This is a genomic window from Streptococcus sp. F2 (assembly GCF_056500955.1).
On sequence record NZ_JBWKAI010000010.1, the window covers coordinates 24,039 to 36,250 of the forward strand.

Sequence of the window (12,212 nt, forward strand, 5' to 3'; positions counted from 1 at the left end):
AACTTGAATACTAGCACAATATTCAAAAACTCAAAAGGCGCGTTTAATGCTCATCACCCTTATATAGAAACTAAAAGTGGAACATAACTGTAAAATGAGATATGTGACTTTATTTAGTGATGTGCCTAATGGGGTTTAGTGATTTTTGGGAAAGGCAAAAGAATGAAAAAAATCGATTTACACATTCATACTCAAGAATGTAAACAAGGGGATGGAAAGAAAAGAGTAATTACTCCTGAAAATTTTATCAGAAAAATGAGAGATAATAATGTCGAAGTCTGTTCAATTACAAACCACAATAAATTCGATATAGATGAATTTAAAGAAATTAAATCACTTGATGAGGAACTAACAATTTTTCCAGGAATGGAAATTGACGTTATGCTACCAGGAGAAAGTCATAGACATATTATTGTGGTTGTAAACCCAGATAAAGCCGAAGAATTTGATAGTATCTTTGATGATCCAGATAGAAACTATGATGACTATAATATTGGCTATGAAGAGTTTCTTGATAAAGTAAGATTTTTTAACTCGACAGACTTAATAATAATTCCTCATTTTTACTCAAAAGATAAAAAAAGAGGAGTTACTGAAGCAGAAGCTACTAGACTTAGAGAAGATTTAAAAGACTATATTATAATATTAGAACCCAAAAATATACAAGCAATGGGAATAATAAATGCCCATAACGACTTAGCTTTGTTTGGAAGTGATGTTAAAGATTGGGGAAAATATGAAGATATTATTTTGCCAGAGATAAAATACAAGATTGATAATTTTAGAAAATTTTATAAACTAGCCGAGGATCCATCATTTTTCGTAAAAAGTGTATTAGAACAGACAAGAAGTTATGCAGTAACGAAATATGACGGAGTAAAAGCATATAAAGATTTAAATAGTGCAGTAGATATTTTTGAAGATATTAATATTATTTTTGGCGAAAAAGGTTCAGGGAAAACAGTTTTTGTAAAAAATTATATTTACCCAACTTTGAAAAGTTTAGGTAAAAATGTTTTTTTACATGAAGGAAAAGATTATAATTCAGAATATCAATCAATTGTTGATGATCTAGGAAATAATGTTGTAATTGATGAAGAACAATTGAATGAAATAAAGCAAATAATTACGTTGTTATTAGATTACTCAGAGTTAAACAAATTTGACGGCTTACAACAAATTATTGACTTTAATAACTCTGAACTAACCAATCGAAATGCTTTAAGTATACAAAAGAGAAATGCAAGAGTCTCTAGAACTTCTAATAGTGAAGCAGTTAGTTCTATACTAAATGAAACGAGTTTGTTTTATAAAAAAATTGATGAAGTGAAGATAATCAATAATCGGATTGAAAGAAATGGAGAGAATAAGAAGAATTTAGATAGAAATTTAGATTTATTAAAAAATGATATTTTAATAGATACAAAACATATTATCAAAAATTATTTTTCAAATAAAGGTGCTGTTCAATCCATTAATAGTATAAAAGATAGCATAAAAAAACAAACCGGTTCAGACTCTAAGCCTACTCATATTGGTTTTTCAGAACTAGTTGGGAAAAGACTTGAGCGTATTAAGAATAATCAAAGACTAAAAAATTTGTTAAAAGAAATTGAGAAGACTGAAATTAATTCCTTAGGTGTATTACCTCAAAAAGGCAAAGTAAATTTAAAAACTGAGATAAAAGTTCTTCCTGAAACTGAAGTATATTCAAGTCAGTCTGAATTTGATAGAAACGGAATAGTCTCTCGAAGAGAAATGATGAAAAAAATTAATCATTTTGATATTAACTCTAGTTTCCATGAAATAAATAAATATTTTAATATCAGTGAAAAAGAGACTGATGTGGATGATTTTGTTGGAAAAATAATAAAGCGTTTTAATAAGGTTGTTCTAATAAATAGTGGCGGACAATCAACAAATTATGATCCATCAGAAGGGGAAAAGGCGATTCTCTCTATTAGTGCAATATTGGAAAATAATCAATTTGATTTTTATATCTTTGATGAAGTTGAAAGAGGATTAGGAAACTATTACATTAGTACATATTTGATACCTAAAATTAAGGAATTAAGGGATAGAGGGAAAACAATTGTAATATCGACACATAATGCTAATATAGCAATTAACACACTTCCTAGTCAAACAGTGTATTGTGATTATGATGTAGTAAATGATATCCCAATATTTTATGTTGGAAATATGTATAGTAATGAACTTATTAACCCATCAAAACCAGATGGAAATTTAAAATGGGAAACGGTTGCTTTGAAGCATTTAGAAGGAAGTGAAGAAATGTTCACTAATAGGAGAGAGCTCTATGGAATATGATAGACTATTAATAAAACTTGAAAAATCTGAAGAAGGTAAATTAATTTTTAAATCAGATGATTTAAATTGTATTATTAATTTAGAAGAATATCAGGCAGATGATTTAAAAGTTTTCTTTGACAAAATATTTGAATATATAGTCAGTAATGAAATTTTGATAAAATTTGAGCTAGAACCTTCAGAAGAGAAAGAACTTTTTATAAATGTTTCCAAGGATCTTGTTGAGCAAATCAATGCAGAAATTAGGGATTCAGAAGATAATTTCAATAAAATTATTGATTTTAAAAATTCAGTGAATTAAGAAAGAAATTTGTATCTAAAAAAACAAGATTTTGGACAATATATTTTTATAGAGGAGAAAAGATGTTAGAACGTTATTCACGCCCTGAGATGGCGAACATTTGGAGTGAAGAAAATAAGTACCGTGCTTGGTTAGAGGTGGAAATCTTGGCCGATGAGGCTTGGGCTGAGCTTGGGGAGATTCCTAAAGAGGATGTGGCTAAGATTCGTGCTAATGCGGATTTTGATGTGGATCGGATTCTTGAGATTGAAAAAGAGACTCGCCATGATGTGGTGGCTTTCACTCGTGCGGTTTCCGAAACGCTTGGTGATGAGCGTAAGTGGGTTCACTATGGTTTGACGTCAACGGACGTTGTTGATACGGCTTATGGTTACCTTTACAAACAGGCTAATGATATTATCCGTCGCGACCTTGAGAACTTTACGCAAATCGTGGCTGATAAGGCGCGTGAGCACAAGATGACCATCATGATGGGGCGTACTCACGGTGTTCATGCGGAACCGACGACTTTTGGTCTTAAACTGGCAACTTGGTATAGCGAGATGAAACGGAATCAAGAGCGTTTCGAGCGTGCTGCTGCTGGGGTTGAGGCTGGTAAAATCTCTGGCGCGGTAGGCAATTTCGCCAATATTCCTCCATTTGTGGAAGAATATGTTTGCGGTAAACTTGGCATCCGCCCCCAAGAAATTTCAACACAGGTCCTACCTCGTGATTTACATGCCGAATACTTTGCGGTTCTAGCCAGCATCGCAACTTCTATTGAACGCATGGCAACTGAAATCCGTGGTTTGCAAAAATCTGAACAACGTGAAGTGGAAGAGTTCTTTGCTAAAGGGCAAAAAGGTAGCTCTGCTATGCCACATAAACGTAACCCAATCGGTTCTGAAAACATGACTGGCTTGGCGCGCGTTATCCGTGGTCATATGATCACTGCCTACGAAAATGTTCCTTTATGGCATGAACGTGATATTTCCCATTCTTCTGCAGAACGGATTATTACTCCAGATACAACCATTCTGATTAACTACATGCTTAACCGCTTTGGCAATATCGTTAAAAACTTAACGGTCTTCCCAGAAAATATGATCCGCAATATGGGTTCGACCTTTGGTCTTATTTTCAGTCAACGCGTGATGCTTAAATTGATTGAAAAAGGTATGACCCGTGAAGGTGCCTATGACTTGGTTCAACCCAAAACAGCTTACTCATGGGATAACCAAGTGGACTTTAAACCCCTTTTAGAAGCTGATGAAGAAGTAACTTCTCGTCTTACACAAGAAGAAATTGACGAACTCTTCAACCCCGTTTATTACACACAACGTGTGAATGACATCTTTGAACGATTAGGACTTTAAAAAAGAAAACATTAATGAAAGAAGGTCTAAACCTTCTTTTTTTGTTTAAAAAGCGAACAAAAGTTGCAAAAAACTCATAAAAATTAGTTTTTTATTAAACAATGTGATATAATAAAGAAAATAGCTTTGGAAGAGAGAAAGCATGTTAGAGCATTTTGGTGAAAAAGTGAGAGGACTAAGACTTGAGAAAGGGATTAGTCGAGAGGAATTGTGTGGAGATGAGGCAGAATTGTCTGTTCGCCAGTTGGCGAGGATAGAGCTAGGTCAATCTATACCAAGCTTAGCGAAGGTTATTTTTATTGCGAAAGCCTTAGAGGTCAGCGTCGGTTATTTGACGGATGGCGCTAACCTAGAACTCCCTAAACGATATAAAGAGTTAAAATATCTCATTTTAAGGACTCCGACTTATATGGACGATGGCAAATTACAGGTCCGAGAGTCTCAGTTTGATGAGATATTTGAAAACTATTATGATCAATTGCCCGAGGAGGAAAAAATAGCGATTGATATTATCCAGGCAAAATTTGAAGTTTATCAGACAGGTGATATTAATTTTGGTTTTAATATTTTAAAAGAATTTCTACCACAACTAAAAAAGAAAACGGTTTATAACTTAAATGAATTATTATTAATTGATTTATATTTAATTATTTTAGTTGTTTCTAACTTTACAAATGACCTATTTAATGAGGAATTTTATAAAGAAATAACGGAGCGAATCTTAGAACAGCATCAATACCTGTTATTAGAAGATTTATTTCTATTAAATAATATTCTTTTATCTTGCGCAGATACTTCTATTCGTTTAAAAATGTTTGAACGACTAAAGGATACGTTACAACTCAGCCATTTTATTATGTCAACCATTCAAGATTTTCAGCGAATGCCCATGTATTGCATGTATGAATGGAAATTATCTATCTTTTATTTAAAAGATATTAAACGAGCAGAAACTTATTTTAGTCAATCTCTCACGTTTACTCAAATGACTAATGATAGTTATTTGGCACAAAAGCTTCAAAAAGAATGGGATAAGGATATTCATCCCTCTTAAAAAATTTTAAGGACATCCATGTCATGTTGATTTGAGTAAATTATAGATATACTGTCTCTTGTAAATAAAATTTTAGGAGATAGTTGATGTTTAAAAAAATCAAACCATATTTGTTATTAGCCGCAGTCGTTGCTTTCAAAGTTGCTCGTGCAATGAACGAATTTGATTGGTGGAACCTAGGGTGATCCCCCTCTCCTACTTTGTGTTATAATACTATTATGGCTAGAATTTTAGATAATGATGTAATGGGGGATGAAGAGCTTGTTGAGCGAACGCTTCGTCCGCAGTATTTACGTGAGTACATTGGGCAAGATAAGGTTAAGGAACAGTTAACCATTTTTATTGAAGCGGCTAAGCTCCGTGATGAATCTTTAGATCATGTGTTGTTGTTTGGCCCTCCAGGTTTAGGGAAAACCACAATGGCATTTGTGATTGCTAATGAATTAGGGGTTAACTTGAAGCAAACTTCAGGACCAGCGATTGAGAAGGCTGGTGATTTGGTAGCTATTTTGAATGATCTGGAACCAGGAGATGTGCTCTTTATTGATGAAATTCATCGTCTGCCTATGGCAGTCGAAGAAGTATTGTACAGTGCTATGGAAGATTTTTACATCGACATTATGATTGGTGCTGGGGACACTAGTCGAAGTGTTCATTTGGATTTGCCACCTTTTACATTGATTGGAGCTACAACGCGAGCTGGGATGTTATCAAATCCTTTGCGAGCTCGATTTGGCATTACTGGACACATGGAGTATTATCAGGAAGCTGATTTGACTGAAATTGTCGAACGAACAGCCGATATTTTTGACATGGAAATTGTTCACGAAGCGGCTCAAGAGTTAGCTTGCCGTAGTCGGGGAACACCGCGTATTGCTAATAGATTGTTAAAGCGGGTACGTGATTATGCTCAGATTGTTGGAGATGGCGTCATCACGGCTCAGATTACAGACAAAGCCCTAACCATGCTTGATGTTGACCGAGAAGGTCTTGATTATGTAGATCAGAAGATTTTACGCACCATGATTGAAATGTATCAGGGTGGACCTGTTGGGTTAGGCACTTTATCAGTTAATATTGCAGAAGAACGTGATACAGTTGAAGACATGTACGAACCTTATCTGATTCAAAAAGGATTTCTAATGCGTACACGAACTGGTCGTGTGGCGACGGAAAAAGCCTATCGTCATCTTGGTTATCCATATCCGTCTAAGTAATCCGTTTGTATTAAGGAATCATCATCTGAACCTGTTCTTAGTGTTCAGATTTTTTGTGTGAAGGCCTAAAATTATTATCTCTATTTCTCCGATAGAGGTGAGAAATTTGATATAATAGTCCAAAGGAGTTTTTCATGAAAAAAGTATGTTTTGTTTGTCTTGGGAATATTTGTCGAAGCCCTATGGCTGAATTTGTCATGAAAACTTTGGTGTCATCTGATACTGTTTTCGTGGAGAGTCGAGCGACCTCAAGTTGGGAGCAGGGCAATCCTATTCATCCGGGCACGCAATCCATTTTGAAGGCTTATCAGATTGACTATGACGTGGCAAAACGTGCTCAGCAAATCACAGTAGCTGATTTTGAGGCTTTTGATGTGATTATTGGTATGGATAGCCAAAATGTTAAAGATCTTAGGGATATGTCACACCATCAGTGGGATGCTAAAATTAAACTTTTTAGAGAGGGTGGCGTCCCTGATCCTTGGTACACAGGCGATTTTGAAGAAACCTATCGATTAGTAACCCAAGGTTGTCAGAAGTGGTTAAAGGAACTAGGGGTTGACTAGTAGTCAACTTAGAAAATGAGTAGTAGGAATGACAAATATACAAAGTATGATTAAAAAATGGAATATCACACGAGCCAAGCTTGAAATTTTCTCAGTCATTGTTATTTTGGTTTGTACCCTTTCGGTTTTTGGAGTGAGGCTAACACATCAAACTAGTCTGACCTACGAACAGGGAAAAATGCGGTATACAGGTTATGTTGTCAACCATAAGATGAATGGCAAAGGTAAGCTGATTTATCCCAATGGGGATACTTATGTTGGGACCTTCAAAAATGGTGTTTTTGAGGGAGAGGGAACTTTTACAGCTAAAACAGGCTGGTCTTATAAAGGTCAGTTTCATAAAGGTCAAGCAGATGGTAAAGGTGTGCTAAAGGCAAAAAATGCGAAGGTTTATAAAGGAACCTTCAAACAGGGGATATTTCAAAAATGAGAATAAAATGGTTTTCGTTTGTTAGGGTAACAGGGCTTTTGCTGGTCTTACTCTATCACTTTTTTAAAAACACATTTCCAGGAGGCTTTATAGGAGTTGATATTTTCTTCACTTTTTCAGGCTATCTAATCACAGCTCTCTTGATAGATGAATACACCAAAAAAGAAAGCATAGATATTATTGGTTTCCTAAGAAGGCGGTTTTATCGTATTGTTCCTCCGCTCGTTTTAATGATTTTATTGACTATCCCTTTTACTTTTTTAGTTAAAAGCGATTTTATTGCTAATTTAGGAAGTCAGATTGCAGCTGTTCTAGGGTTCACAACTAATATTTATGAGATATTAACAGGAAGCAGTTACGAAAGTCAATTTATCCCTCATCTCTTTGTTCACACGTGGAGTTTAGCCATTGAAGTCCATTTTTATTTGATTTGGGGAGTGTTGATTTGGTTGTTGGCTAAGCGTCAGGATAGTCATAAGAAGCTGAGAGGCCTTCTCTTTTTAATATCATCAGGAGTTTTTGCAGTCAGCTTTTTGAGCATGTTTATCAGATCTTTTGTGACTTCTAATGTATCATTGATTTATTTTTCAAGCTTCTCACATAGTTTCCCTTTCTTTTTGGGAGCGATGTTTGCGACGATGACAGGTATCAAGGAAACGACCGTTCGTTTTCAAAAAAATGTTCGGTTGTGGTCGCGTCAGCAAGTGATTGCTGTGATGGTTGGTGCTTTTGCCCTTTTACTCTTATTGACCATTACCTTGAATTTTAATCATATTGTGACTTATTTATTTGGCTTTGCATTAGCTAGTTTATTTGCATCGGTTATGATTTACGCTGCGCGTGTGCTTCACGAACAGACGCCAGACTGGCAAGAGCCTAAAGTAGTAACGTATTTGGCTGATATTAGTTACGGTATTTACCTTTTCCACTGGCCATTTTATATTATTTTTACCCAATTGATGTCAAATGTCTTGGCGGTTATTCTGACCACTTTCTTTTCGGTCTTGTTTGCTACCATGTCTTATTATATTGTGGAACCTTTGATTCAAGGTAAGAAACCTAACTTGCTTGGTTTGGAAATTGATTTGTCTCCCTATTATAAGTGGATTTCAGGAGTATCATTGGCCTTAGCCTTCCTGGCTTTGGGGACCTGTGTTGCAGCTCCAAAAGTGGGCAAATTTGAACGTCAGCTATTGGTAAGTTCTTTGCAACAGGCACAAAATAATATTGAACGAACACATACACTAGCAGCAGGAGATGCAAATGCTTTAAGTGATGTGAGCATTATCGGTGACTCTGTTGCTCTTAGATCCAGTGCGGCTTTCTCAAAACTCATGCCACAGGCTCAGCTAGATGCCGCGGTAAGTCGTAATTTTTCGGAAGCATTTGAGTTATTTACTAATCAAATTAACTCTAACTCTTTATCTAAGACAGTTGTTTTAGCAGTTGGGGTCAATTCACTCGATAACTATGGCCAAGACGTTCAATCGTTTATTGAAGCTTTACCTAAGGGACATCGCTTGGTTTTAGTTTCTCCGTATAATGCTAAAAATGCAGCTCAAGTAGCTGAGGCGAGAGATTATGCTATTAAGCTCCCTAAAAAATATAAGTACGTGACGATAGCAGACTGGTACAAGGTTGCTACCGATAACCCAGATATCTGGTATGGCAGTGATGGTGTGCATTACAGTGAAGACAGTCAAGGGGCTGAGTTATACGTTTCTACTATCCAAAAAGCCATTGAACAAGCTGCTAAAAAAGCCGCTAAATAAAATGCTTGCAGATTATTTTACTAAGAAAAGCCGGAGTTAATTTGCTCTGGCTTTTTGTGAGAATGAAATATTTTTTTGATCTCATAGGGAAGTAGTAACTCAAAGTTGTGTAAGAAAACGCTTTCAGAAATTGTCGTCCTAATTGAGATTTTATTTCTGAAAAAGTAAGTGTAAAAAAGCGCGCTATCAAAGGGTTTCAGAAAGACTTTGAAAAAAACTTCACAAAAATCTTGTGAAATGATTTACAAATTTTCAAAAAGTGTTATAATAATTTTGTAAACAAAATTGTGAAACTTTTAACAAGATAAAGGAGTCTCAAATGACTGAAGGACATAACACTGTTGAAACAACCTCTGTTTCTGCGACAATTGATACTCTTGTTCAAAAAGGTTTAGCTGCTCTTGAAGAGATGCGTAAGCTTGACCAAGAACAAGTTGACTATATCGTAGCAAAAGCTTCTGTTGCTGCCTTGGATGCACACGGAGAACTTGCTAAACATGCTTACGAAGAAACAGGTCGTGGTGTCTTTGAAGATAAAGCAACAAAAAATCTATTTGCTTGTGAGCATGTGGTTAATAACATGCGCCATCAAAAAACAGTAGGGATTATTGAAGAAGATGACGTGACAGGTTTGACGTTGATTGCTGAGCCGGTGGGTGTTATCTGTGGGATTACGCCAACAACTAACCCGACTTCAACAGCTATCTTTAAATCTTTGATCTCGTTAAAAACACGTAATCCAATCATTTTTGCTTTCCACCCATCTGCTCAAGAATCATCAGCGCATGCCGCTCGGATTGTTAGAGACGCTGCTATCGCCGCTGGTGCTCCTGAGAACTGTGTTCAGTGGGTTGAAACACCATCACTTGAAGCAACAAATGCTTTGATGAATCATGATGGCATTGCAACCATCCTTGCTACAGGTGGAAATGCTATGGTTAAAGCAGCTTACTCGTGTGGAAAACCTGCTCTTGGGGTAGGTGCAGGTAATGTTCCAGCCTATGTGGAAAAATCTGCTAACATCCGCCAAGCAGCTCATGATATTGTTATGTCAAAATCATTTGACAACGGTATGGTCTGTGCATCTGAACAAGCTGTTATCGTGGACAAAGAAATCTATGACGATTTTGTTGCAGAGTTCAAATCTTACCATACTTATTTTGTAAATAAAAAAGAAAAAGCCCTTCTTGAAGAATTCTGTTTTGGTGCAAAAGCTAACAGTAAAAACTGTGCTGGCGCTAAATTGAATCCAAACATTGTTGGGAAACCAGCTACTTGGATTGCAGAACAAGCTGGATTTACTGTTCCAGAAGGAACCAATATTCTTGCTGCAGAATGTAAAGAAGTTTCAGAAAATGAACCTTTAACACGTGAAAAATTATCTCCAGTCATTGCTGTTTTGAAATCTGAATCACGTGAAGACGGTGTTGAAAAAGCTCGTCAAATGGTTGAATTTAATGGACTTGGTCACTCAGCTGCCATTCATACAGCAGATGCAGAGTTGGCAAAAGAATTTGGTACTAGAATTCGTGCTATCCGTGTCATCTGGAATTCACCTTCTACATTTGGTGGTATCGGTGATGTTTACAATGCTTTCTTACCATCATTGACCTTAGGATGTGGTTCTTATGGCCGCAACTCAGTTGGTGATAACGTTAGTGCTGTTAATCTCTTGAACATCAAAAAAGTAGGAAGACGTAGAAATAATATGCAATGGTTTAAAGTCCCTTCAAAAACATACTTCGAACGTGATTCAATTCAATACCTTCAAAAATGCCGTGATGTTGAACGCGTGATGATTGTTACTGACCATGCCATGGTTGAACTTGGCTTCTTGGATCGTATCATTGAACAATTGGACCTTCGTCGTAATAAAGTGGTTTACCAAATCTTTGCTGATGTTGAACCAGATCCAGATATTACAATAGTTATGAAAGGTACTGAATTAATGCGTACCTTCAAACCAGATACCATTATTGCCCTTGGGGGTGGTTCTCCAATGGATGCTGCCAAAGTAATGTGGTTATTCTATGAGCAACCAGAAGTTGATTTCCATGACCTTGTCCAAAAATTCATGGATATTCGTAAACGTGCTTTCAAATTCCCAGAACTTGGTAAGAAAACAAAATTCATTGCCATTCCAACTACATCTGGTACAGGTTCAGAGGTAACACCATTTGCTGTTATTTCAGACAAGGCTAACAACCGTAAGTACCCAATTGCTGACTACTCATTGACACCAACTGTGGCAATTGTTGACCCAGCTTTGGTATTGACAGTTCCAGGCTTTATCGCTGCAGATACTGGTATGGACGTTTTGACACACGCCACAGAAGCTTATGTATCTCAAATGGCTAACGACTTTACAGATGGTTTGGCGCTTCAAGCAATTAAGATTGTCTTTGAAACTCTTGAAAAATCTGTTAAAGAAGCTGACTTTGAGTCACGTGAAAAAATGCATAATGCTTCAACAATGGCAGGTATGGCATTTGCCAATGCTTTCCTAGGTATTTCTCACTCAATGGCACATAAGATTGGTGCACAATTCCACACTGTTCATGGTCGTACCAATGCAATCTTGCTTCCATACGTTATCCGTTACAACGGTACACGTCCAGCTAAGACTGCAACATGGCCTAAGTACAATTACTACCGTGCGGATGAAAAATACCAGGACATTGCGAAATTGTTAGGACTTCCAGCTTCAACACCAGAAGAAGCCGTTGAGTCTTATGCGAAAGCTGTTTATGACCTTGGTTGCCGTGTTGGCATTAAGATGAACTTCAAAGATCAAGGAATTGATGAGAACGAGTGGAAAGAACATTCACGTGCCTTGGCTTACCTTGCTTATGAAGACCAATGTTCGCCTGCTAACCCACGCTTACCAATGGTTGACCATATGCAAGAAATCATTGAAGATGCTTACTATGGTTACGCAGAGCGCCCAGGACGCCGTAAATAATCTCTTTTAAAGTGTTGTGATGCAACGACCTCTTATGACTAGAACCATAAGAGGTCGTTTTTTTCGTGTATTGAGTTGACTACAACATACCCAAAATCCCCTCTAAAAGGAAGAAAGGATTTTGCTTATAATAATCAAAGAGAGGTTTCAACAACTTAACTAGTTAACTTAATTTTCAGAAAACTTTCGAAAATGAGTTGACAATAATTGTGAAAAGATATACA

At 36.4% G+C, this 12,212-nt stretch carries 10 protein-coding genes; all 10 read left to right on the forward strand.

All coding sequences use genetic code 11. The annotated features are described in order from the left end of the window. Positions 1 to 162 precede the first annotated feature (162 nt). On the forward strand, positions 163 to 2,331 hold the full coding sequence (locus tag ACYTR8_RS04740; protein WP_479641753.1) for a hypothetical protein: 2,169 nt from the start codon (positions 163 to 165) through the stop codon (positions 2,329 to 2,331). Then, positions 2,321 to 2,632, forward strand: coding sequence for a hypothetical protein (locus tag ACYTR8_RS04745; RefSeq protein ID WP_479641754.1), 312 nt, complete (start codon positions 2,321 to 2,323; stop codon positions 2,630 to 2,632). Before ACYTR8_RS04740 ends, ACYTR8_RS04745 begins: the two co-directional genes overlap by 11 nt. Before the next feature lie 62 nt (positions 2,633 to 2,694). Next, the gene (gene purB / locus ACYTR8_RS04750; RefSeq protein ID WP_269760994.1) at positions 2,695 to 3,987 is read left to right on the forward strand and encodes an adenylosuccinate lyase; all 1,293 of its coding nucleotides are present in this window, start codon (positions 2,695 to 2,697) and stop codon (positions 3,985 to 3,987) included. Between the two features lie 142 nt (positions 3,988 to 4,129). Further along, positions 4,130 to 5,041: a helix-turn-helix domain-containing protein gene (locus tag ACYTR8_RS04755; RefSeq protein ID WP_111714689.1), complete on the forward strand. Its 912-nt coding sequence runs from the start codon at positions 4,130 to 4,132 to the stop codon at positions 5,039 to 5,041. Between the two features lie 86 nt (positions 5,042 to 5,127). Next, entirely contained in the window at positions 5,128 to 5,226 is a 99-nt protein-coding gene (locus tag ACYTR8_RS04760; RefSeq protein ID WP_014611913.1) for a quorum-sensing system DWW-type pheromone, read from the forward strand. 33 nt (positions 5,227 to 5,259) lie between these two features. Further along, on the forward strand, positions 5,260 to 6,258 hold the full coding sequence (ruvB, locus tag ACYTR8_RS04765) for a Holliday junction branch migration DNA helicase RuvB (protein ID WP_015057190.1): 999 nt from the start codon (positions 5,260 to 5,262) through the stop codon (positions 6,256 to 6,258). A 134-nt stretch (positions 6,259 to 6,392) separates the two neighbouring features. Beyond that, positions 6,393 to 6,824 carry a low molecular weight protein-tyrosine-phosphatase gene (locus tag ACYTR8_RS04770; RefSeq protein WP_111714695.1) on the forward strand — a complete coding sequence of 144 codons (432 nt, stop codon included), beginning with the start codon at positions 6,393 to 6,395 and terminating at the stop codon, positions 6,822 to 6,824. 28 nt (positions 6,825 to 6,852) lie between these two features. Then, positions 6,853 to 7,254, forward strand: a complete 402-nt coding sequence (locus ACYTR8_RS04775; protein WP_111714697.1) for an MORN repeat-containing protein — start codon at positions 6,853 to 6,855, stop codon at positions 7,252 to 7,254. After that, a complete protein-coding gene (locus tag ACYTR8_RS04780) occupies positions 7,251 to 9,026 on the forward strand; it encodes an acyltransferase family protein (RefSeq protein WP_269760995.1) in 1,776 nt (591 codons plus the stop codon). The genes ACYTR8_RS04775 and ACYTR8_RS04780 overlap by 4 nt, the downstream gene beginning before the upstream one ends. A 319-nt stretch (positions 9,027 to 9,345) precedes the next feature. Beyond that, positions 9,346 to 11,988, forward strand: coding sequence for a bifunctional acetaldehyde-CoA/alcohol dehydrogenase (gene adhE, locus ACYTR8_RS04785; protein ID WP_479641755.1), 2,643 nt, complete (start codon positions 9,346 to 9,348; stop codon positions 11,986 to 11,988). The last annotated feature ends 224 nt before the right edge of the window (positions 11,989 to 12,212 follow it).

Bases quoted from the DNA above. Each gene is read 5' to 3' on its own strand.
- ACYTR8_RS04740 (WP_479641753.1), top strand. From the start codon at position 163: ATGAAAAAAATCGATTTACACATTCATACTCAAGAATGTAAACAAGGG.
- ACYTR8_RS04770 (WP_111714695.1), top strand. From the start codon at position 6,393: ATGAAAAAAGTATGTTTTGTTTGTCTTGGGAATATTTGTCGAAGCCCT.
- ACYTR8_RS04780 (WP_269760995.1), top strand. From the start codon at position 7,251: ATGAGAATAAAATGGTTTTCGTTTGTTAGGGTAACAGGGCTTTTGCTG.
- purB (WP_269760994.1), top strand. From the start codon at position 2,695: ATGTTAGAACGTTATTCACGCCCTGAGATGGCGAACATTTGGAGTGAA.
- ACYTR8_RS04760 (WP_014611913.1), top strand. From the start codon at position 5,128: ATGTTTAAAAAAATCAAACCATATTTGTTATTAGCCGCAGTCGTTGCT.
- ACYTR8_RS04745 (WP_479641754.1), top strand. From the start codon at position 2,321: ATGGAATATGATAGACTATTAATAAAACTTGAAAAATCTGAAGAAGGT.
- adhE (WP_479641755.1), top strand. From the start codon at position 9,346: ATGACTGAAGGACATAACACTGTTGAAACAACCTCTGTTTCTGCGACA.
- ruvB (WP_015057190.1), top strand. From the start codon at position 5,260: ATGGCTAGAATTTTAGATAATGATGTAATGGGGGATGAAGAGCTTGTT.
- ACYTR8_RS04775 (WP_111714697.1), top strand. From the start codon at position 6,853: ATGACAAATATACAAAGTATGATTAAAAAATGGAATATCACACGAGCC.
- ACYTR8_RS04755 (WP_111714689.1), top strand. From the start codon at position 4,130: ATGTTAGAGCATTTTGGTGAAAAAGTGAGAGGACTAAGACTTGAGAAA.